Here is a 21129-nt window from a genome sequence, read left to right on the forward strand (position 1 = left end):
ATGGCAGCCGACCACCGCAGCCTCCCCCGTCGCCGGGGCGAGGAGCTCAACGCCGCCATCCTCCAGGCCGCCCTGGAGGAGCTGGCCGAGGTCGGCTACGCCAGGCTGACCATGGAAGGGGTGGCCGAGCGGGCCAGGACCGGCAAGGCCTCGCTCTACCGGCGCTGGCCCAGCCGGATGGAGCTGGTCGTCGAGGCCGTCTACCACTCACTGCCCGATCCCACCTCGCCCCCCGACACCGGCAGCCTGCGCGGCGACCTGCTGGCGATGCTGCGCGGCAACGCCGAGGTCCTGGCGGGCCCGGCCGGGGAGGCGCTGCGCGGCCTGCTCAGCGACGTGCTGAGCGACCGCGGCCGCACCAAGGAGCTTCGCGACCTGTCACGCGGCGGCGGCCGCCGCGGCATGCAGGAGATCTGCCGCCGGGCAGCAGGGCGAGGCGAGGTCGACCCCCGGGCGCTCACCCCCCGGCGGCTCGACGTCGCCCAGGCCATGCTCCGCCAGGAGTTCCTCTTCCACGGCACCCCGATCCCCGACGAGACCATCGTCGCCATCGTCGACGAGGTGCTGCTGCCGCTCCTGGCGAGCAGGCCCTAGCTGCGGGCGGCCGAGATCCAGGAGGCGTGCAGGTCGGCGTAGACGCCGTCCTCCTCCACCAGCGAAGCGTGCGGGCCGCGCTGCACCAGGCGTCCGGAGTCGAAGACCAGCACCTCGTCGGCGTTCTCGGCGGTCGAGAGGCGGTGGGCGATGGAGATCGCCGTCCGGCCGCGGGTGACACCCTCCAGCGCCCTGGCCAGCCGTACCTCCGTGGCCGGGTCGACGGCTGAGGTGGCCTCGTCGAGCAGGAGCAGGTCGGGGTCGGCCAGGTAGGCGCGGGCCAGCGCGACCAGCTGGCGCTCGCCCGCCGACAACGACTCGCCGCGCTGCCCGACCGGGGTGGCCAGGCCGCTGGGCAGGCCGTCGAGCCAGTCGGCCAGCCCCAGCTCGGTCAGCGCCAGGGTGATCTCGGCGTCGGTCGCGTCCGGCCTGCCGTACCTGATGTTCTCCGCCAGCGAGCCGTCGAACAGGAAGCCGTCCTGCGGCACCATGACGATGCGCTCGCGCAGGGAGGAGAAGCGCACCTCGCGCAGGTCGGCGCCGTCGACGGTGACGCGGCCCGCGACCGGGTCCATCAGGCGGGTGAGCAGCTTGGCGAAGGTCGTCTTGCCCGACCCCGTCTCGCCGACGACGGCGATGCGGGTGCGCGGCGGGATCTCCAGCGTGACCTCGCGCAGCACCGGGTTGCCGCCCGGGTAGGCGAAGTGCACGTCCTCGAAAGCGACCGAGATCGGCCCGCGCGGCAGCGCGACGCCCTCGTCGCCGGGGTCGGCCACGTCGGGCGGGGTGTCGAGCACGCCGAGGATGCGCCGCCATCCGGCGACGGCGTTCTGCGCCTCGTTGAGCACCTCGGTCGCGATCTGCAGCGGCGAGACGAACAGCGTGACGAGGAAGAGGAAGCCGATCAGCTGGCCCTGGGTGATGTCGCCCGACAGGCCCAGCCGGACGCCCAGCAGGACGATCCCGGCGATGGCCAGGGCGGCGACGATCTCGGTGAGCGGGAAGACGAACGCGACGATCTTCTGCGCGCGCAGCTGCGCGCGGCGGTTGCCCTCGACGGCCGCGTCGATGCGCTCGGCGGTGCGCTGCTCGGAGCTGTGCGAGCGGATCACGGCCGCGCCCACGACCGACTCGCTGACGGCCGAGAGCATGTCGCCGGTGCGCTCGCGCACGATGGTGTAGGCCGACGACAACCACCGCTGGAACTTCGGCAGCGTGATCATCAGCGGGATGAAGCAGGCCCACACGAGCAGGGTGAGCTGCCAGGAGTAGACGAACATCAGCACCGTGGCGACCAGCAATTGGCCGAACGCCACGATGATCATCAGGCCGCCCCACTGCATGAACGTGCTGATCTGGTCCACGTCGTTGGTGACGCGGGAGACCAGCGCGCCGCGGCGCTCGGTGTTCTGGGTGAGCACCGACAGGTCGTGCACGTGGCGGAAGCCGCGGATGCGCAGCGTGGCCAGCGACGACTCGGTGGCCCGGTAGAGCCGCACGTTCATCAGGTAGCCGGCCAGCGCGGTCAGCACCACGGCGAGCGCGCACCACGACACGGCCCGGACGATGTAGCCGACGTCGGGGGTGCCGTTCTTGATGCCGGAGTCGATGGTCTGCTGCACGGCGATCGGCACGATGATCTTGCCGACCGTCGCCACGACGGCCAGCATCAGCGTCACCGCCAGGCCCTTGCGGAACTCGGGCGTCAGCGACAGGCCACGGCGGATGGTGGCCAGCGCCGAGCGCTCGTTGTCCTTGACGATGCTCGTGCTCACGCGCTGATCTCCTCTTCCTCGTCCGCCTCGATGGCCGCGCGCTCGGCCTCTTCCCGCTCGTAGGCCGTCACCAGGTTGCGGTAACCGCCGCACCTGGCCAGCAGCTCGTCGTGGGGCCCGCGGTCCACGACCCGGCCGTGCTCCAGGTAGACGACCTCGTCGGCCAGCGCGATCGTGGCCATGCGGTAGGCGACCACGACGACGGTCGCCGAGGCGTCGCGCAGCCCGGTCAGGATGCGCGCCTCCACCTGGGGGTCGACGCTGGAGGTCGCGTCGTCGAGCACGAGCAGCCTGGGGCGGCGCACCACCGCGCGCGCCAGGGCCAGGCGCTGGCGCTGGCCTCCCGACAGGGTCGTGCCGCGCTCCCCGACGCGCGTGTTGAGCCCGTCCCTGAGCCTGCTCACGAAGCCGTCGGCCTGGGCCAGCCGCAGCGCCGCCCAGACGTCCTGGTCGTCGATCGGCAGGCCGAGGGTGATGTTGCCGCGCACCGTGTCGTCGAACAGGAAGGTCTGCTGCGGGACCAGCGCGACCGTGTCGGCGATGCCGCCGTAAGCGATTTCCGCCAGGTCGACGCCGTCGAGGCGCACCACGCCCTCGTGCGGGTCGACGAGCCGTACGAGGGTCTGGATCAGGGTCGACTTGCCCGAACCCGTGGGCCCGACCAGGGCGACGGTACGGCCGGCCTCGACGGTGAAGCTCACCCCGTGCAGAACCTCGCGGTCCGACTCGTAGGTGTAGGTCAGGCCGTCGACCTCCAGGGTGGCCGGCTGCGAGCCCTTGAGCTCCGCCTCGCCGTACTGCATCGAGCCGCTGGCCTCCAGCACGTCCTGCACCCGGCGGAAGCCGACCACGGCGCGGGGCAGCTCGCCCAGCACCCAGCCCAGCGCCCTGATCGGGAAGGCGAGCAGCGTGAAGAGGTAGGCGACCTGGACCAGCTCGCCCGAGGTGATCGCGTTCGACGACAGGCGCAGCCCGCCGACCGCCAGGACGGCCAGCACACCGAGCGTCGGCAGGGCCTCCAGCAGCGGGTCGAACAGGCCACGCACCCGGCCCACGGCGATGTTGGCGTCGCGCAGGCGGTGGGCCCGGCTCTGGAACCGCTCGGTCTCGAGCTCCTCGCGGCCCAGGGTCTTGACGACCAGGGCACCGTCGAAGCTCTCGTGCGCGATCTCGCTGACCTCGGCGCGCAACTGCTGCGCGTGGGTGGCCAGCGGGCTGAGCCTGCGCTGGTAGACCAGGTTCAGCACGGCGATCGCCGGGAAGATCAGGAAGCCGACGAGGGCGAGCACCGGGTCGGTGATCACCATGGCGACGGCGGCGGTGACCAGCATGACGATGACGCCGACCGCCATGGGCAGCGGCGCCAGCGGCGCCCACGCCGCCTCGGCGTCGGAGCTGGCGTTCGACAGCAGCTGGCCGGTGGGGTGACGGTGGTGCCACGACAGGGGAAGGCGCAGGTACTGCTTGGTCACGTCGCGGCGCGAGCGGGCCTGCATGTTGTATTGCATCGTTCCGGCCCAGATGCGCCGTCCGGCGACGCCGATCGCCTTGAGGACGGCGGTGCCGACGATGAAGAGCACGCCGGTCCACAACGCCGCCGTGGTCACGTCACCGGACTCGAAGGAGGGCAGGACCACGTTCTCGGTGGCCCAGCCCAGCGCCCAGGCCGAGGCGACCGTCATGCCGCCGTACAGTCCGCTGGCCAGCACCGCGGCGGTGAACACCAGTTTCTCCGCCCGGATCGCCACCCCGAGCACGCGCAGGCCGTCGCGCATGACGGCGGAGGTGACCTTGTTCGTCACTCGGGGGGATCCTTCCAAGCGGGGGATAATTCTCCATAAGTGACTATCACGGCAGGTCTATTGGTTATTCCCGTGGGTCACACCCGCGCCTGGGCGCACGTCTCGCGGATCTGGAGCTCGACGGGCAGGTGACGAGGCTCGCTGTCGTGGCGTCCGGCGAGCAGGTCGACCAGCAGTTGAGCGGCCACGGTGCCGAGACTGCGGCGGCTGACGGAGACCGTGGTCACCTGGAATCCGGCCAGATGCTCGCGCGCCAGATCGTCGAAACCGATCAGCGACACCTCGTCGGGCACCTCCACGCCCATCTCCTGCAGGCGGGTGAAAGCCCCGTAAGCAACCAGATCGTTATACGTGACCACCGCCGTGGCTCCCGTGCCGAGCGCCGCCGGGAGCGCGTCGTAGCCGAGCTGGCTGGTGGCGCCGCACGGGATGATCGCCGTGTCGAGGCCGAAGGCCCTGGCCGCCTCGAAGGCCCTGATGCGCTCGGTGTTGGCCCAGGCGGTCGGCGGGCCGCTGAGGTAGGCCACGCGGCGGTGGCCCAGCTTGGTCAGGTGGCCGCAGACCAGGGTCATCGCCCCGAAGAAGTCGACCGACACCGCGGGCACGTCGAGCCCCTGGACGATGCGGTTGACCAGGACCATGGGATGCCTGCGCGCGGCCAGGTCGACCACGTCGGAGCGGTCCATTCTCGGCGAGCACAGCAGCACGCCGTCGCAGCAGCGCATCAGGTCTTCGGCCAGCTCGCGCTCGCGCTCGGGCCGCTCGTCGGACTCCATCACCATGACCCGGCGCCCGCTGGCCTGCACCGCGGCCGAGATCGCCTTGAGCACGTCGGGGAAGTACGGGTTGCCCAGATCGGGCACGAGCACGCCGAGCGTGCCCCACTCGCCCCTGGCCAGGCCCTGCGCGGCGGCGTTGGGGCGGTAGCCGAGGGCGCGCACCGCCTCGAGCACGCGCTCGGCCAGCGCGGGGTCCACCGGGGCCGAGCCGTTGAGCACCCGGGACACGGTGGCGGGAGACACCCCGGCCGCCTGCCCCACATCGTTGATCGTCGCCCGACGACCGCGCACCTAGACCTCCACGACCAGGCCGCGCAGGTGGGCCAGATCCCTGGACACGGCGGCCACCGGGTCATCAGAAGGGTAGTGCACGTGCAGGGAGAGCGGGCCGCTGAAAGCGCGTTCACGCAAGCCTCTCGTGATCTCCGGCCAGGGCACGATGCCGCCGTCGGCGAACGGCTGCCAGTCGACGCGCGAGCCGTTCCAGGCGGAGTTCTTCACGCCCATGGCGGCCAGGCGGTCGCCCAGCAGGTCGAGGGACATGCGCCAGTCCTCCGCGCCCTCCTTGGTCTGGTTGCCGGGATCGGCGTAGACGCCGACGTCCAGGCCGTCGACCAGGCGCAAGGCCAGGGCGGCGGAGGGGTGGATGGTCTGGTGGTGGAGCTGGAGCAGCGGGCGCAGGCCGAAACGGGCCGCGAGGTCGGCGAGCGAGGCCAGGCCGCGGCGGGCGTCGTCAAGGCAGGCCCGGTAGCCGCGGGCGGGGTCGTAGGGGTAGAAGCCGACGCGCACCAGGGTGACACCGGCCTCGGCGCAGGCCCCGAAGACCCGCTCGACCTCGGACGGGGCGGACGGCGAGGCATACGGCGGGACGTACGGCGGGGCGGTCGCCGAAGCGGTGGGGGAAGCGGCCCCGTCGGCGGATCGCGGCCCGACGCCGCGTGGCCCAACGCCGGCTGGCCCGACCAGGCCCGCGGCACCTCGGGCGGCGGGTCGCGGGGCGGTCGGCGGGGCGGTGAGGAAGTCGGTCGTCACCAGTTCGAGCGGCACCCCCGCCGCCGCGAGCTCGCGGGCCGCAACCGGTAGCAGTGCCGCCGTACCTGGGGTGACGCTCTGCCCGTCGCGCACGACGAGGTCGGCGCCGTCGGCTCCCGTGGCGGCCACCATCTCGGCGAGCCGGCCCGGCTGAGCAGCGCCGAAGGGCTTGGTGAAGACCAGCAGCCGCACGTTCGTCCTCCTCCTGAAAGCGTTTGCATAGGCGGTTAACGCCGCATGTCTCAAAGTAATGTAGACGTGAAAACGCATTCACAGCAGGCTTGTTTCCGGCCCCCGTCGTGGCTACTCTCGCGGCAAGCGCTTTCCAGGGAGACCCCATGAAGCCAGCCGCCGCCACCGGCCTCGCCCTCCTGCTCCTGACCGCAGCCGCCTGCGGCACGAGCGGATCCAGCCAGAACTCCACCGGAGGCCAGATCACCCTGAAGATCTGGGACTTCTCCATGGAGCAGGTCGAGTTCCACAAGAAGGTGACCGACCAGTTCACCAAGGAACATCCGAACATCAAGGTCGAATGGCGCTCGATCGCCCAGGCCGAGTACAAGACCACGCTGCCCCTGGCCTTCCAGAGCCGCCAGTCGCCCGACATCTTCTACTGGAGCGAGAACGGACCGCTCAACTCCCGGATCCTGCTGAACAACGGCTGGATCAAGCCGCTGCACCCCAGCGGCACCGCCCCCGACGAGTTCATCAAGCGCTGGCCGCAGGGCTCGTTCATCGAGGGCGTCAACCTCATCGACGGCAAGGCCCACGGCTTCCCCTTCACCGACAACCTGTACTGGGGAGGGGGCTACATGTTCATGCACAACGACGTGTTCAAGCAGGCCGGCCTCGACCCCGCCAGCCCGCCCAGAACGTTCAGCGAGCTCAAGGCCGCCTGCGCGAAGATCAGGTCGGCGACCAAGGCCGAGTGCATCACCTCGCCGAACAAGGGCGCCGACGTGATGCGCCTGTTCGACTCCTTCGCCGGCGTCGTGATGAACGGCAGCGGGTTCGACCTCAAGAGCGGGCGGTTCAGCCTGGACGATCCCAGGATCCTTTCGACGTTCAACTTTATTCAGGAGTTGAATAAAGCAGGGTACATAGCCCCGGGAACCAACGACAAGAACTTCTCCCGCCAGCAGTTCGCCGCCGGGCAGGCCGCCATCTACTTCGACGGCACCTGGATGCCGAGCGTGTGGACCAGCCAGGGCTTCGCCAGCGACAAGTACTCCGTCGCCGCCCAGCCCCTGCCGGACGCCGGCCGTACCGGAGCGCCGGGACGCGAGCCGAACCTGGAGAAGTACTTCGTCAGCTCCCAGACCAAGAACCACGACGCGGCCTGGACCTTCCTCGACTGGATGACCAAGCCCGACGGCTTCTTCGTGCAGGAGTACTACAAGGGCGGCTTCGGCACCCTGAGCTACGCCGACAACAAGAAGATGGTCACCGACCCGGCGCTCAGGAAGATCATGGAGATCGCCGAGACGCCCGGCTTCCGGGTGAACATCCCCGTCCCGCTGCTGAAGTGCCCCGACCTGGCCAAGTCCAAGGCCTACCAGAGCGCCATCTCCAAGCGCCCCGACTGGGCCGCCGAGATCATCACCGAGACCCTCAACAACGGCGGCACCCTCGACGCCGCCGCCAAGGAGCTGGTCACCGCCCGGCAGACGGCCCTGGAGGAGGGGCTGAAGGCCGAGGCCGCGAGCGGGCTGAAGGTCTCGATGGACTGCTACACCTTCCCCGACTTCGACCACGTCACCGACTACGGACTGGACAGATACTGATGCGGACCCCGGCGAAGGGTCTCGACCGGCTGTGGATCGCGGCCTTCCTGGCCCCGTTCCTGGTCCTGTTCCTCGGCTTCACGCTGTGGCCGCTGGTCGCGACCGTCTACTACTCGTTCTTCGACTGGTCGGGCATGGGGCCGATCGAGACCTTCGTCGGGACGGGCAACTACACCTCGATCGTCCAGGACGAGCTGTTCTGGCTCGCGGTGGGCAACACGGTGCTGTTCGCCGTGGTGAACACCGCCATCAAGCTCCCGCTCTCGCTGGTCGCCGCGATCTTCATGACCCGCCGGTGGGTACGGCTCAAGCGCGTGTTCCGCACGATGTTCTTCGCTCCCCTGGTCATCCCGGTGGCCATGGCGGGCATGGTCTTCACCTACCTGCTCAACCCCTCCAACGGGGCGCTCAACTCGATCCTGCGCGACCTGGGGATCATCGAGAAGTCGTTCGACGTCTTCGCCAACCGCTGGAGCGCCATGCTGGCGCTGGTGCTGGTGTCGATCTGGCAGATCTTCGGGCAGTACATGCTCTACTGGATGGCCGCCCTGCAGAACGTGCCCGAGGAGGTCTACGAGGCCGCCGACCTCGACGGCGCGAGCGAGTGGACCAAGCTCACCCGCATCACGCTGCCGCTCATCAAGCCGGTCGCCGTCATCATCCTGCTGCTCGCGCTGGTCAACGCCATGCACGTGTTCGGTCTGGTGGTCACGCTCACCGGCGGCGGTCCCGGCACCAGCACCTACGTGGTCTCCTACTTCATCTACCAGGAGGCCTTCGGCTCGATCCCGTTCCAGTACGGCTACGCCTCGGCGGCCGCGCTGCTCTTCTCCTTCCTCGCCTTCATCCTGGTCAGCGGCCAGGGCCTGATCGTCAAGCGAGCGCAGGAGCTGCGGAAGGAGTACGGCGTATGACCGCGCGTCGCTGGGCCGTCATCGTGGTGATGCTCGTCGTCGGGGCCGTGTGGGCCTATCCGTTCCTGTGGACGATCTCGGCCGCCTTCAAGACGCAGCAGGGCATGTTCACCGGCGGCGCAAGTCTGATGCCCGACCTGTGGAGCTTCGAGAACTTCGAACGGGCCTGGGTGAACGCGGGCTTCTCCCAGTTCTTCGCCAACACCGTGCTCTACACGGTCAGCTCCACCCTCATCGAGCTGGTCAAGTCGGCGTTGTGCGGCTACGTGATCGCCCGCTACCGGTTCCCCGGGCGCGGCTTCCTGCACAAGATGATCATCGCGACGCTGTTCGTGCCCGTGGCGTCGATCATCGTGCCGCAGTTCGTGCTCATCGAGCAGCTCGGCCTGCTCAACACCCGCGCCGGGGTGATCCTGGCCATGTCGGGCGCCGCAGGTGCGCTCTACGTGCTGCTGTTCATCGGCTTCTTCTCCAGCGTGCCCGACGAGCTGTTCGAGGCCGCCAAGATGGACGGCGCGGGCTTCCTGCGCACCTTCTCGCTCATCCTGCCGCTGGCCAAGCCGGTCATCGCGGTGGTAGTGATCTTCCAGTTCATCGCCAACTGGAACGAGTTCAACATCCCGCTGGTCTTCACGCTCGGCCAGCCCGAGCTGCAGAACCTCGCGGTGGGCATGCTGTCGTTCCAGGGCGAGCACGTCACGGACTGGACCGGATTCGCCGCAGGGATGACGATCTCTTTCGCACCGATGCTCATCATCTTCCTGTTCTTTCAGAAGTACTTCGTACGCGGCCTCGCGGGAGCGACCAAGGGATGACACTCAACGGCCTTTACGTCATGCACCTCCACCGGTTCGACGACGTCTACGGACCTCTCGAACGGCAGGCGCTCGAACGACACCTGCGCATCGCCGCCCCGCCCATGGAGGCCGAGCAGCTCACGCCCGAGCTGCTGGCCGAGGTCGAGGTTCTGGTCACCTCGTGGGGCGGACCGCGCATGGACGCCGCCTTCCTGGCGGCGGCCCCCCGGCTCCGGCTGGTGCTCTACGGCGCGGGATCGGTCCGGCCGGTGGTGACGCCGGAGTCGTGGGCGCGCGGCGTGCGCATCGTCTCGGCCGCCGCGGCCAACGCGATCCCGGTGACCGAGTTCGCGCTCGCGCAGATCCTGATGTCGCTCAAGCAGGTCTGGCGGCACCTGCTGCACGCCCGCTCCGAGGGCTCCCTGCCGCGCCGCGCGAACGAGGCGGGCGCCAACGGCTCGGTCGTCGGCCTGGTCTCGCTCGGGGCGACCGGCAGGGGTACGGCGGAGCGGCTGGCCTGCCATGACGTGGTGGTGCAGGCCTACGACCCGTTCACCACGATCGACGGGGTGCGGCCGGTCTCCCTCGAGGAGCTGTTCGCCACCTCCGACGTGGTCAGCCTGCACGCCCCGCTGCTGGAGCAGACGCGCGGCATGATCACCCGGGAGCTGATCGCCTCGATGAGGCCGTACGCCACGCTGGTCAACACCGCGCGCGGCGGGCTGGTCGACGAGGCGGGGCTGATCGAGGTGCTGCGGGAGCGCCCCGACCTGTTCGCCGTCCTGGACGTCACCGACCCGGAGCCCCCGGTGCCAGGATCGCCGCTGTACACGCTGCCGAACGTGGTCCTCACGCCGCACCTGGCGGGCAGCCTCGGCACCGAGCGGCGCCGGCAGGGGCGGATGATGGCCGAGGAGCTGGAGAGGTACGTGGCGGGCGAGCCGCTGCTGCACGAGATCACCGAGAAGCGGCTGGAGCTGCTGGCGTGAGCACGGCGTTCTCGCTGGCGTTGCTGGCCTCGCATCCCGGCGACTGGCCCGCGCGGCTGGAGGCGGCCGGGGCGCGGCTCACCGGCGAGCTGGCCGAGGCCGAGGCGGTGTACGGCGGGCTGAGCGAGGACGAGCTGGCCGTGGCCACGCGGCTGCGCTGGCTGCAGGCGCCCCAGGCGGGACCGCCGCCGGGCTTCTACCACCGGGCGCTCATCGAGCACCCGGTGGTCGTCACCAACATGCGCGACACCTACACCGATCACGTGGCCACCCACACGATGGCCCTAATCCTGGCGTTGTGCCGGGAGATCCCCCGCTACGCCAGGGCGACGAGCTGGCAGCCCGACTGGGATCCCTCGTCGGTGGTGCCGCTGGGCGAGCGCACCGCGCTGGTGGTCGGCGTCGGCGCGCTCGGCACCGAGATCGGCCGCCTGCTCGCCGCCTTCGGCACCCGCGTGACGGGCGTCGACGCACGACGCACCGGCGACCCTCCCGCCGGATTCGCCCGCCTCGGCCCACCGGAGGAGCTCGACGACCTGCTCCCCCACGCCGACCTGGTGATCGTCACCGTGCCCCACACCCCCGCCACCGAGGGCCTGTTCGACGCGCGGCGCTTCGCCCTCATGAGGGCGGGCGCGCTGTTCGTCAACGTCGGCCGCGGCCCCACGGTCCGGCTCGACGCGCTTGTCGACGCCCTGGACTCCGGCAGGCTCAGGGCCGCCGCCCTCGACGTCTTCGAGACCGAGCCGCTCCCCGACGGCCACCCTCTGTGGTCCAGGGCGCTGATCACGCCGCACGTGGCAGGGGCAGGGCCGCACGCCGACGAGCGCCGCCTCGCCGTACTCCTGGAGAACTGCCGGCGGTTCGCCGCCGGCCTGCCCCTCATGAACGTGGTGGACAAGGACCGATGGCACTGATCGCCCGCATCGAGACCTTCACCGTCCCCCTGCCCGCCCTGCGGCCCTTCTCGATCTCCGGCGGCCGGGTCGACCCGGTGCGGGTCCTGGTCAAGGTCACCGCCGACGACGGCTCGTGCGGCTGGGGCGAGGCCACGCCCATCCCGGCCTGGACCTACGAGACCACCGAGTCGATCGTCTCCTCGATCGAGGGCTACTTCGCCCCCGCCGCCCTCGGCCATCCGCTGTGGGACCTCGATGGCCTGGTCCGCCTGTTCGACCGCACGCTCAACCGCGGCTACTCCATCGGCATGCCCCTGGCCAGGGCGGCGATCGACGTCGCCTGCCACGACGCGCTCGCCCGCTCGCGCGGGGTGTCGCTGGGCGGGCTGTGGGGGCAGCGCCGCCGCGACACCATCGAGCTGGCCTGGATCGTCACCGGTCCCGGCTCGGTGGAGGAGGGCCTGGCCGCCGGATACCGCCACTTCAAGGTCAAGGTCGGGCTGCCGGGCCAGGACCCGTTCACGACCGTGCGTGCCGTACGGCAGGCGGCTCCCGGGGCGGTCGTCTGGGTCGACGCCAACCAGGCCTTCACCGCCGACGCGGCCCTGCGCCTGGCACGCCGCCTGGCGGAGCTCGACGTCGCCGTGTTCGAGCAGCCCGTGCCCGCCAACGACCTGGCCGGGCTCAGGCGCCTGCGCGAGGCGAGCCCGGTCACGATCGCCGTCGACGAGAGCCTGCGCCACCCCACCGACCTGGCGACGTTCGTCAGCATGAACGCGGTCGACGTCGTCGTGGCCAAGGTGCAGCGCGTCGGCGGCCTCACCCTGGCGCTGCGCCAGCTGCACCTGGCCGAGGCGTGCGGGCTGGCCGTCTGGGGGTCGGGCCTGACCGAGTCCGACATCGGGCTGGCCGCCTCCCTGCACCTGTTCGCCGCGTTCGGGATCGGCACGCCCGTCGATCTCAACGGCCGCCAGTTCCTGTCCAGCCCGTACGCGAGCGGCCTGGCCGTCGAGGGTCCCGTCGCGCACGTGCCCACGGGCCCCGGCCTCGGCATCGAGGTGGACGAGGAGTGGATCAGGCGGGCGGCTAGGGTGGGAAGGTGACACATGCCCGCGCCGAACGTACCGCCCTGTGCGACCTGCTCGACCGGGTCGGCCCCGACGCACCGACCCTGTGCGAGGGCTGGACCGCCTACGACCTGGCCGCCCACCTCGTGCTGCGCGAGCGGCGGCTCGACGCCGCCGGCGGCATCGCGATCAAGCCGCTGGCCGGCTACACCGAATCCGTGCAGCGCGGGCTCAAGGCCAAGCACCCCTTCCCCGAGCTCGTCTCCATGGCCCGCAGCCCCGGCGGGCTGTACGGCCTGCTGTCCTTCCTCGACGCCCAGGTCAACACGCTGGAGATGTTCGTCCACCACGAGGACGTGCGCCGCGCCCAGCCCGAGTGGGAGCCCCGCGAGCTGCCCGCCGACCTCGAACGGCTGATGTGGAAGCGGGTCAGCATGGGCGCCAAGCTCATGCTGCGCAAGGCCCCCGTGGGGGTCGTGCTGCGTCACGACGGCCAGGTCGCGCTGGCCGGGCCGTCGGAGGGCCCGAAGGTCGAGGTGCGCGGGCCGGCGGGCGAGCTGATCCTGTTCTGCTTCGGCCGCCAGAAACACGCCAGGGTCGAGTACGTCGGCGACGACGACGCCGTCACCCGGCTGCGCAACGCGGCGATCGGCCTGTGATCCCGGAGTTTCGGATGCTCTGAGCGGGTCAGGGGGTGCCCGTGCGCTTCCACGCAGACCTGCACATGCACTCCAGGTACGCCTACGCCTGCAGCCGCCACAGCGACCTGGTCAACCTGACCAGGTCGGCGCGCCGCAAGGGCGTCACCCTGATGGGCACCGGCGATTTCACCCACCCGGCCTGGCTGGAGCAGCTGCGGGCCTCGCTCGAACCGGCCGAGCCCGGCCTGTTCAAGCTGCGCGACGAGATCGACCGCGAGGCGTCGGCGCCGCTGCCCGCCTCGGTCGCCGGCGCGCCCGTGCGCTACCTGCTGTCGGTCGAGGTCTCGGCCGTCTACCGTCAGGGCGGGCGCTCTCGCAAGATCCACCACCTGGTGCACCTGGCCGGATTCGACCAGGTCGAGCGCTTCAACCGGGAGCTGGCCAAGGTCGCCGACCTGAGCGTCGACGGCCGCCCCACGGTCGGGCTGAGCTCGCGCGACCTGCTGGAGATCACCCTCGCCTGCGGGCCCGGCGCCTGCCTGGTCCCCGCCCACGCCTGGACGCCGTGGTTCGGCATCCTCGGCTCCAAGTCCGGCTTCGACAGCGTCGAGGAGTGCTTCGGCGACCTGAGCGAGCACATCTTCGCGCTGGAGACGGGCCTGTCGAGCGACCCGGCCATGAACTGGCGGGTGTCGGGGCTCGACCGCTACCGGCTGGTCAGCTACTCCGACGCGCACTCGCCGCCCATCGTCGGCCGCGAGAGCACCCTCTTCGACACCGACCTCGACTACTTCGCCGTCCTGGAGGCGATGCGCACCGGCAAGGGCCTGGAGGGCACCGTCGAGTTCTTCCCCGAGCACGGCAAGTACCACGTCGACGGGCACCGAGCGTGCGGCGTCCGGCTGGAACCGGAGGAGACGCGGCGGCTGGGCGGGCGCTGCCCGGCCTGCGGGAAGAAGCTCACGGTCGGCGTGCTGAGCCGCGTCGAGGACCTCGCCGACCGCCCCGCCGGCCGCCGCCCGCGCGGCGCGGCCGGATTCGTGAACCTCGTCCCGCTGGCCGAGGTGCTCGGCGGGATCCTGGGGGTGGGGGCCAAGAGCAAGAAGGTGGCCACCGAGGCCGACCGGCTCGTCGCGGCGCTGGGGGCGGAGCTGACGATCCTGCGGGACTTACCGGGCCAGGCCCTGGCCGCGCAGTCGCCCGACCTGGCGGAGGCGGTCGTCCGGATGCGGCGGGGGCAGGTCACCCGGGAGCCGGGGTTCGACGGGGAGTTCGGAGTGATCAAGATCGCCCGTGGGTGAGCCGCGCGGTCGGCCCGGCGTCACCACGGTCCTGGTCATCGCCGGCCCCGGCCGCCGGGTAGGTGCGGCGGGCGACGGTGGCCTGGGCGATGCGGCGCAGCGCGGCGATGAGCGTGTCGCCCACCGCGGTCCCGATCACCACGATCTCCACCGCCCGCTCCCGGTCCGTCAGGTCGTCGCCGAGCAGCCGGATGTCGGTCTCGGCGATCAGCTCCGCCGCCGCCGCGTACGAGTCGAGCACGTCGACCATGTCGTCGCGCCCCACCTCGTGGAGGCTGGCCAGGATGCCGATGGCGGTGCGGGTGGCCGGGTGGTGGGGCTCCCAGCGCCAGCCGCGCCGGGTGACGAGCTCGGCGAGCTCCTGCTCGGCCCGGTCCCTGTCGGTCCCCGGTGACGGCTCGCGGTGCTCGGTGATGGTCTTCTGGGCGGCGCCGAGCAGGTCGAAGTCGTGTTCCTCCGGGTTGTCGAGCCGTTGCATCAGGTCGCGCATCACCGCGATCGACAGCCCGCCGTAGTCGGTCAGCGAGCGCACGAGCCTGAGCCTGCGCACGTGCCCGTCGTCGTAGTCGGCCTGGTTGCGGCCCGTGGGGCGGCCCGCGGGCACGAGGCCTTCACGGACGTAGTACTTGATCGTCGGAACGGGCACCCCGGTCGCCGCGCTCAGCTCGGCCATCCGCACAGCTTTCACTCTCCTCTTGCGCTCCCCGGATAGCTTAGCTATAGATAGTGGCAAGTAGTACTATCCACTATCCATAAGTGAGGCACGCTCATGAGAACGTGGCACAAACCCCTGATGGCGGCGACGGCGCTGATGGCCCTGGCCGCCCTCGCCTTCCTGGTCCTCTACTTAGCGGACGGCAGGCAGCTCGACGGCATGCCGTTATGGGCCAAGCCGCTGAAGTTCACCGTCTCCTTCACCCTGTACTTCCTCACCTGGGCCTGGCTGTTCTCCCTGCGTCACCGCGCCACCCGCACGGCCTGGTGGTCGGGCACCGTCATGGCCGTCTTCGGCGTCATCGAGGTCGGCCTGATCGTCTACCAGGCGGCCCGCGTGCACCGCAGCCACTTCAACGAGTCGACGCCGCTCGACGCCACGATCTGGGCGCTGATGGGCATCACCATCGGGGTCCTGCTGTTCGCGCAGGTCATCGCCGCCGCGCTGGTGCTCATCGAACGGCAGGCCGACCCGGTCAGCACCTGGGCGATCCGGCTCGGGCTGGTCATCTCCACCGTCGGCATCGGGCTAGGCGCCCTGATGGCCTTCCCCGTGCTCGGCACCGACTTCCCCGAGGGCATCGCCGGCGCGCACAGCGTGGGCGTCCCGGACGGCGGCCCCGGCCTGCCCCTGGTCGGCTGGAGCACCACCGGCGGCGACCTGCGCATCCCCCACTTCGTCGGCATGCACGGACTGCAGCTGATGCCGCTGCTGGCCATGGGCCTGGCCCTGGTCGTCGCCTCCCAGACCGTACGGCTGCGCCTGATCCTCATCGCGGGCGGCTTCTACACCGGGCTGCTGGCGCTGGCCACCTGGCAGGCGCTGCGCGGCCAGCCGCTGCTCGAGCCCGACGGGCTGACCCTGTCGGCCCTCGGCGTCCTGCTCGTCGTGACCCTCGGCGCGATCGTCGCCGGGCTGAAGAAGACGGAAGTGTCCCAGTGAGCACCGCGACCCTGTTCCAGCTCGCCTTCTACGTGGCCGCGCCGTTCTGGGCTCTGATGATCGTGGCGCCGGGATGGCGGGTCACCCGGGCGATCATGGCCACGCCGTACATCGTGCTGCCGACCGTCACCGTGGAAATCGTGCTTCTTATCCCGATTCTCCCGGAATTCTGGATGGCCGTGAGCAATCCCACTCTCGAAGGAGTGCAGCGCCTGGTTTCCGACCCGGAAGCACTCACCGCCCTGTGGGCCCAGATCCTCGCCTGGGACCTGTTCCTGGGCCGGTGGATCTACCTCGACAGTCGCGAGCTGGGCATAAACCCGTTCCTCATGGCCCCGCTGCTGATCTTCACGATTCTGCTGTCGCCGCTCGCCCTGCCCCTCTACCTGCTCGTGCGCCTGCCGTACCTGAGAAAAAGGCCGTCAAGCGCCACGCCGGTCAGACCCGTTGGTCGTAGCATGGCCTAGAAATCGCTCAGCCCCGTTAAGATCAATACATCGTCCTGAAGCTTGATGGGTATACACGGCTGGGAACTGACTGCGGGAGGCCCCCCATGCAGGTCAAGAAGATCGTCACATACGTTGCTGTGGCGTTCGTGGTCTTCTACCTGTTCACCCGCCCGGCCGAAGCTGCCGACGCGGTGAACGGTGTGTTCAGCGGTATCGTCACCGGTGCCAACCAGCTTGCGACATTCTTTACCAGCGTTATCAGGTGACAGCTTCCCCGCGGTGGCGGTTCGTGTTACGCAGACATGATGAGAGATCGCCAGCGCGTCACCAAGCTCCAGCCGCCTGATCCAGCCGCCCAGCGCATTCTCGAACGTGCTGAGATCGAAGGCATCGAGCTGATCCGCTTTCTCTACGCCGACCACGGCGGAGTCATCCGCGGCAAGGCGGCGTCACGTTCGCGGCTGGCCGAGCGGCTGGGCACCGGCATCGGGCACACCGTCGCCATGATGGCGATGAACATGCTCGACCAGCTCCAGGAGGTCGAGCAGCTGGGCCCGGTGGGCGAGGTGCGGCTCGTACCCGACCCGTCCACCTTCGTCCCTCTCCCCTACTCTCCCGGCGCCGCCGCCATGATGGCCGATCTGCGCCGGCCCGACGGCACGCCGTGGGAAGCGTGCCCGCGCACCTTCCTCAAGGACGCCGTGGCCACCCTCGCCGACGAGGGTTACACGCTGGTGGCGGCGTTCGAGCCGGAGTTCACGCTCGGCCGCCGCCTGCCTTCGCCCGACGGCGGCCCCGACCGGCTGGTGCCGCTCGACGACACGCTCTGCTACGCCGGGCTGGGCTTCGACACCGCCCACGACTACACGATCAAGCTCATCCGCGCCCTGGAGTCGCAGGGCCTGCGCGTCGAGCACTACCACCCCGAGCTCGGCCCCGGCCAGCAGGAACTCTCCGTACGGCACGCGCCGGCCCTGCGCGCGGCCGACAACCACGTGCTCTACCGCGAGACGGTGCGCGGAGTCGCGCTCCGCATGGCGATGTGGGCCTCCCTGGCGCCCAAGCCCCTGGCCGACCAGGCGGGCAACGGCGCGCACCTGCACCTGTCGCTCTGGCGTGACGACCGCAACGTCTTCGCCGACTCCGAGGAGGTGCGCGCCTGGTTCATCGGCGGGCTCCTCGAACACCTGCCCGCGCTGACCGCGCTCACCTGCGGGAGCGTCAACAGCTTCCGGCGGCTGGCGCCGCGCATGTGGTCGAGCGCCTACGTCTGCCACGGGCCCGACAACCGCGAGGCGGCCGTCCGGGTGTGCTCGCCGCTGGGCGAGTCGGGCGAGCCCAACCTGGAGCTCAAGCCGTCGGACTCCTCGGCCAACCCCTACCTGGCGCTGGGCGCGGTCATCCACGCGGGACTCGACGGCATCCGGCGCAAGCTCGATCCGGGCGAGCCCGCCACGGTCGACCCCGACACCGTGCCCGACCGATACCCGCGGCTGCCGTCGTCGCTGGAGGAGGCGCTCGACGCGCTGGAGCGCGACGACGTGCTGACGGGAGCGCTCGGACCGCTGCGCACCAGGGCCTACCTGGCCGTCAAAAGGTCGGAGGCGGCGGCCTTCAAGAAGAAGGACACCGCCTACGAGCTCTTCAACCACCTGCGGGTCTTCTAGCGGACGGGATGCCCGGCCGACCTCAGGGTGTCCTTCACCTCGCCGATCTTCAGGGTGCCGAAGTGGAAGACGCTGGCCGCCAGCACCGCGTCGGCGCCGGCCTCGATCGCCGGCGGGAAGTCGTCGAGCCTGCCCGCTCCGCCGCTGGCGATCACCGGAACCCTGACCGCCTGCCGTACGGCCCTGATCATCTCCAGGTCGTAGCCGTCGAGCGTGCCGTCTCCGTCCATGGAGTTGAGCAGGATCTCGCCCACCCCCAGCTCCTCGCCTCGCGCGGCCCACTCGACGGCGTCGATGCCGGTGCCCCGGCGGCCGCCGTGCGTGGTGACCTCGAACCCCGACGGGGTGCCGGGAGCGCGTCGGGCGTCGACCGACAGCACGATGCACTGCGCGCCGAACCGCCGCGACGCCTCGGTGAGCAGCTCGGGCCTGGCGATGGCCGCGGTGTTGACGCCCACCTTGTCGGCGCCCGCCCGCAGCAGCCGGTTGACGTCGTCGGTGGAGCGCACGCCGCCGCCCACGGTGAGCGGGATGAACACCTGCTCCGCCGTACGCCTGACCACGTCGAGCATGGTCTCGCGCTCGCCCGACGACGCGGTGATGTCGAGGAAGGTCAGCTCGTCGGCGCCCTCCTCGTCGTAACGCCTTGCCAGCTCCACCGGGTCTCCGGCGTCGCGCAGGTTCTCGAAGTTGACGCCCTTGACCACGCGGCCGGCGTCCACGTCCAGGCAGGGAATGACCCTGATGGCGACTGTCATGCCTTGTACGCCTCGATCTCCACCTCGACCAGCATGCGCGGATCGACCAGCCCGGCCACGCGCACGCCCGTGCACGCCGGGCGCACCTTGCCGAACACCTCGAAGAAGGCGCGGCCGAACTCGTCGTAGGCCCGGTCGTCGACCACGTAGTAGCGGACCATGACCACGTCCTCGGCGCCCAGCCCGGCCGCCTGGACGGCCCGCAGGGCGATGTCGATGGCCGTCAGGGTCTGCTGGTAGGCGTCGCCGACGTGCTGCACCTCGCCGTCGACCGTCGCCGTGCAACCGGAGACCACCACGCGCGGCCCGGCCACCACCGCCCTGGCATACCCGTAACGTTCCTCCCACACTCCACCGGAGAACACCCGGTCGCCCGACCGCCTCATACCGCCCCCAACGCCTGCTGAAGCGTGAAAGCGCCAGAGTAGAGCGCCTTGCCCACGATGACACCCTCCAGCCCGGCAGGGCTCAGTGACGCCAGCGCCACCAGATCGTCCAGCTTCGACACACCGCCGCTGGCCACCACGGGCTTGTCGGTGCGGGCGCACAGCTCGCGGTAGAGATCCAGATTGGGCCCCTGGAGCATGCCGTCCTTGGTCACGTCGGTGACGACGTAGCGCGGGCAACCCTCCGATTCGAGCCGCTCCAGCAGCTCCCACAGGTCGCCGCGCTCCTCGGTCCAGCCGCGGGTGGCGACCTTGCCGCCGCGCACGTCGATGCTGACCGCGACGCGCTCACCGTGCTCGGCGACGACCTCGCGGCACCAGTCGGGGTTCTCGATCGCGGCGGTGCCGATGTTGACCCGGGCGCAGCCCGTCGCCAGCGCCGCCTCCAGGGTCTCGTCGTCGCGGATGCCGCCGGTCAGCTCCACGTTGACGTCGACGCGCCCGACGATCTCGCGGGTGATCTCATGGTTGGAGCCGCGGCGGAAGGCCGCGTCGAGGTCGACCAGATGGATCCACTCGGCACCCGCCTCCTGCCAGGCCAGCGCGGCGGCCAGCGGCTCGCCGTAGCCGGTCTCGGTGCCCGCCTCACCCTGCACCAGGCGCACGGCCTGGCCGCCCGCCACGTCCACGGCGGGCAGCAGTACGAACGACATCTAGTTCCTCCGGTCGAAGGCCAACGTCACGATCACGGGGACGAACAGCACCGACAGCACCAGCACCGCCAGGCTGATCCCCCACGAGCCCCACACCAGCCAGGCGAGCACCTGGACCAGTACGAACGCCAGCGCCACCACCGCGTTCTGCACGCGGCGGCGGCGCGCCAGCACCCCGCCCTGCCGGGCGACGCGCACCGGTTTGGGCGTCAGGCGCTGCGTGAGGGCGCGGCGGCGCGACCTGCGCGCCATCCGCTCCTCGTTGCGCCGGGCCGCCTCGGCCCGCTCGGCCTCCCGCTGGGCGCGGCGCTGGGCACGTTCCTTACTCAAGAGTCTTGACCCAGTTGCGCAGCAGGGTCGCCCCCGCGTCGCCGGACTTCTCCGGGTGGAACTGGGTGCCGCACAGCGGGCCGTTCTCGACGGCCGCCACGAACGGCACGCCGTGCTCGGCCCACGACACCAGCGGCTCCTGGAAGCCCTCGCCGGGCGTCAGCTCCCAGGTGCGCACGCCGTAGGAGTGCACGAAGTAGTAGCGGGTGGCCGCGTCGAGGCCGTCGAACAGCACGCTGCCCTCGGGCGTCTTGACGGTGTTCCAGCCCATGTGCGGCAGGACGGGCGCGTCGAGCTGCTCCACCGTGCCTGGCCACTCGCCGCAGCCCTCGGTCTGGATGCCGTGCTCGACGCCCTTGGCGAACAGGATCTGCATGCCGACGCAGACCCCCATCACCGGGCGGCCGCCCGACAGGCGGCGGCCGATGACCTGCTCGCCGCGCACCTGCAGCAGGCCCGCCATGCAGGCCGCGAAGGCTCCCACGCCGGGCACGAACAGCCCGTCGCACTCCAGCGCACGATCGAAGTCGGAGGTCACCGTCACCTCGGCGCCCGCCCTGACCAGCGCGCGCTCGGCAGAGCGCAGGTTGCCCGATCCGTAGTCGAGCACCACGACGTCCGGCTTGCTCACCACCACAACACCGCCCCTACGGCGGCACCGGCGGCGAGCACTCCGCAGATGACCGCACCGATCTTCAGACCCTGCTTGAACATGGAGACCACGCCGCCGATGAGGAACAGCGCGATGAAGGTCATCGCTATCGCGATCCAGTTGTCGGTCATGAGGCCACGCTC

General features: G+C 70.6%; 24 protein-coding genes. 13 read left to right on the forward strand and 11 right to left on the reverse strand.

Annotation, left to right across the window (positions count from 1 at the left end; genetic code table 11):
* Complete coding sequence (locus ACIBH1_RS41310) at positions 1 to 594, forward strand: TetR/AcrR family transcriptional regulator (RefSeq protein WP_397319528.1); 594 nt, start codon at positions 1 to 3, stop codon at positions 592 to 594.
* Here ACIBH1_RS41310 and ACIBH1_RS41315 read toward each other — a convergent pair.
* From ACIBH1_RS41315 to ACIBH1_RS41330, 4 genes are all read right to left on the reverse strand, one after another.
* Positions 591 to 2369 (reverse strand): ABC transporter ATP-binding protein, encoded by a 1779-nt coding sequence (locus tag ACIBH1_RS41315; RefSeq protein ID WP_397319529.1) that lies wholly within the window; start codon positions 2367 to 2369, stop codon positions 591 to 593. The genes ACIBH1_RS41310 and ACIBH1_RS41315 overlap by 4 nt on opposite strands.
* The gene (locus ACIBH1_RS41320) at positions 2366 to 4144 is read right to left on the reverse strand and encodes an ABC transporter ATP-binding protein (RefSeq protein ID WP_397319594.1); all 1779 of its coding nucleotides are present in this window, start codon (positions 4142 to 4144) and stop codon (positions 2366 to 2368) included. The genes ACIBH1_RS41315 and ACIBH1_RS41320 overlap by 4 nt, the downstream gene beginning before the upstream one ends.
* Positions 4145 to 4248: 104 nt before the next feature.
* On the reverse strand, positions 4249 to 5241 hold the full coding sequence (locus tag ACIBH1_RS41325; protein WP_397319530.1) for a LacI family DNA-binding transcriptional regulator: 993 nt from the start codon (positions 5239 to 5241) through the stop codon (positions 4249 to 4251).
* Positions 5242 to 6174, reverse strand: a complete 933-nt coding sequence (locus ACIBH1_RS41330) for a sugar phosphate isomerase/epimerase family protein (RefSeq protein WP_397319531.1) — start codon at positions 6172 to 6174, stop codon at positions 5242 to 5244.
* Between the two features lie 146 nt (positions 6175 to 6320).
* Here ACIBH1_RS41330 and ACIBH1_RS41335 point away from each other — a divergent pair, with 146 nt between their 5' ends.
* From ACIBH1_RS41335 to ACIBH1_RS41370, 8 genes are read left to right on the forward strand one after another with little or no spacing between them, the layout of a single operon-like run.
* Positions 6321 to 7766, forward strand: coding sequence for an ABC transporter substrate-binding protein (locus tag ACIBH1_RS41335; protein ID WP_397319532.1), 1446 nt, complete (start codon positions 6321 to 6323; stop codon positions 7764 to 7766).
* Positions 7766 to 8680 (forward strand): carbohydrate ABC transporter permease, encoded by a 915-nt coding sequence (locus ACIBH1_RS41340; protein ID WP_397319533.1) that lies wholly within the window; start codon positions 7766 to 7768, stop codon positions 8678 to 8680. Before ACIBH1_RS41335 ends, ACIBH1_RS41340 begins: the two co-directional genes overlap by 1 nt.
* A complete protein-coding gene (locus ACIBH1_RS41345; RefSeq protein ID WP_397319534.1) occupies positions 8677 to 9495 on the forward strand; it encodes a carbohydrate ABC transporter permease in 819 nt (272 codons plus the stop codon). The genes ACIBH1_RS41340 and ACIBH1_RS41345 overlap by 4 nt, the downstream gene beginning before the upstream one ends.
* Positions 9492 to 10466, forward strand: coding sequence for a hydroxyacid dehydrogenase (locus ACIBH1_RS41350; protein WP_397319535.1), 975 nt, complete (start codon positions 9492 to 9494; stop codon positions 10464 to 10466). The genes ACIBH1_RS41345 and ACIBH1_RS41350 overlap by 4 nt, the downstream gene beginning before the upstream one ends.
* On the forward strand, positions 10463 to 11383 hold the full coding sequence (locus tag ACIBH1_RS41355; RefSeq protein ID WP_397319536.1) for a D-2-hydroxyacid dehydrogenase: 921 nt from the start codon (positions 10463 to 10465) through the stop codon (positions 11381 to 11383). The genes ACIBH1_RS41350 and ACIBH1_RS41355 overlap by 4 nt, the downstream gene beginning before the upstream one ends.
* Entirely contained in the window at positions 11374 to 12468 is a 1095-nt protein-coding gene (locus tag ACIBH1_RS41360; RefSeq protein ID WP_397319537.1) for a mandelate racemase/muconate lactonizing enzyme family protein, read from the forward strand. Before ACIBH1_RS41355 ends, ACIBH1_RS41360 begins: the two co-directional genes overlap by 10 nt.
* On the forward strand, positions 12465 to 13091 hold the full coding sequence (locus ACIBH1_RS41365) for a TIGR03085 family metal-binding protein (RefSeq protein ID WP_397319538.1): 627 nt from the start codon (positions 12465 to 12467) through the stop codon (positions 13089 to 13091). The genes ACIBH1_RS41360 and ACIBH1_RS41365 overlap by 4 nt, the downstream gene beginning before the upstream one ends.
* A gap of 41 nt (positions 13092 to 13132) precedes the next feature.
* Positions 13133 to 14374, forward strand: a complete 1242-nt coding sequence (locus ACIBH1_RS41370) for an endonuclease Q family protein (RefSeq protein ID WP_397319539.1) — start codon at positions 13133 to 13135, stop codon at positions 14372 to 14374.
* On the opposite strand, the gene ACIBH1_RS41375 is transcribed toward ACIBH1_RS41370, so the two are convergent.
* The gene (locus ACIBH1_RS41375) at positions 14355 to 15047 is read right to left on the reverse strand and encodes a MerR family transcriptional regulator (protein WP_397319540.1); all 693 of its coding nucleotides are present in this window, start codon (positions 15045 to 15047) and stop codon (positions 14355 to 14357) included. The two genes, ACIBH1_RS41370 and ACIBH1_RS41375, sit on opposite strands and share 20 nt — an antisense overlap.
* 96 nt (positions 15048 to 15143) lie before the next feature.
* Between ACIBH1_RS41375 and ACIBH1_RS41380 the strand changes: the two genes are divergently transcribed.
* The 4 genes from ACIBH1_RS41380 to ACIBH1_RS41395 all read left to right on the forward strand — a co-directional run bounded on the left by ACIBH1_RS41380 (position 15144) and on the right by ACIBH1_RS41395 (position 18147).
* Positions 15144 to 16031, forward strand: coding sequence for a hypothetical protein (locus ACIBH1_RS41380; RefSeq protein WP_397319541.1), 888 nt, complete (start codon positions 15144 to 15146; stop codon positions 16029 to 16031).
* Positions 16028 to 16498, forward strand: coding sequence for an ABA4-like family protein (locus ACIBH1_RS41385; RefSeq protein ID WP_397319542.1), 471 nt, complete (start codon positions 16028 to 16030; stop codon positions 16496 to 16498). Before ACIBH1_RS41380 ends, ACIBH1_RS41385 begins: the two co-directional genes overlap by 4 nt.
* Positions 16499 to 16584: 86 nt before the next feature.
* Positions 16585 to 16746 carry a hypothetical protein gene (locus ACIBH1_RS41390; protein ID WP_397319543.1) on the forward strand — a complete coding sequence of 54 codons (162 nt, stop codon included), beginning with the start codon at positions 16585 to 16587 and terminating at the stop codon, positions 16744 to 16746.
* Positions 16747 to 16785: 39 nt separating this feature from the next.
* A complete protein-coding gene (locus tag ACIBH1_RS41395) occupies positions 16786 to 18147 on the forward strand; it encodes a glutamine synthetase family protein (RefSeq protein ID WP_397319544.1) in 1362 nt (453 codons plus the stop codon).
* On the opposite strand, the gene hisF is transcribed toward ACIBH1_RS41395, so the two are convergent.
* Genes hisF through ACIBH1_RS41425 form a run of 6 tightly spaced genes read right to left on the reverse strand, consistent with a single transcriptional unit; the run spans position 18144 to position 21117 of the window.
* Positions 18144 to 18905, reverse strand: a complete 762-nt coding sequence (gene hisF / locus ACIBH1_RS41400) for an imidazole glycerol phosphate synthase subunit HisF (protein ID WP_397319545.1) — start codon at positions 18903 to 18905, stop codon at positions 18144 to 18146. The genes ACIBH1_RS41395 and hisF overlap by 4 nt on opposite strands.
* A complete protein-coding gene (locus ACIBH1_RS41405; protein WP_397319547.1) occupies positions 18902 to 19291 on the reverse strand; it encodes a Rid family hydrolase in 390 nt (129 codons plus the stop codon). The genes hisF and ACIBH1_RS41405 overlap by 4 nt, the downstream gene beginning before the upstream one ends.
* Positions 19288 to 20004: a bifunctional 1-(5-phosphoribosyl)-5-((5-phosphoribosylamino)methylideneamino)imidazole-4-carboxamide isomerase/phosphoribosylanthranilate isomerase PriA gene (priA, locus tag ACIBH1_RS41410; RefSeq protein ID WP_397319548.1), complete on the reverse strand. Its 717-nt coding sequence runs from the start codon at positions 20002 to 20004 to the stop codon at positions 19288 to 19290. Before priA ends, ACIBH1_RS41405 begins: the two co-directional genes overlap by 4 nt.
* On the reverse strand, positions 20005 to 20334 hold the full coding sequence (locus ACIBH1_RS41415) for a hypothetical protein (RefSeq protein ID WP_397319549.1): 330 nt from the start codon (positions 20332 to 20334) through the stop codon (positions 20005 to 20007).
* Positions 20327 to 20968 carry an imidazole glycerol phosphate synthase subunit HisH gene (gene hisH / locus ACIBH1_RS41420; protein ID WP_397319550.1) on the reverse strand — a complete coding sequence of 214 codons (642 nt, stop codon included), beginning with the start codon at positions 20966 to 20968 and terminating at the stop codon, positions 20327 to 20329. The genes ACIBH1_RS41415 and hisH overlap by 8 nt, the downstream gene beginning before the upstream one ends.
* Complete coding sequence (locus ACIBH1_RS41425; RefSeq protein WP_181608496.1) at positions 20962 to 21117, reverse strand: hypothetical protein; 156 nt, start codon at positions 21115 to 21117, stop codon at positions 20962 to 20964. The genes hisH and ACIBH1_RS41425 overlap by 7 nt, the downstream gene beginning before the upstream one ends.
* Positions 21118 to 21129 lie beyond the last annotated feature (12 nt).

The sequence above is a fragment of the Nonomuraea sp. NPDC050663 genome, assembly GCF_044456985.1.
Classification (GTDB): Bacteria; Actinomycetota; Actinomycetes; order Streptosporangiales; family Streptosporangiaceae; genus Nonomuraea.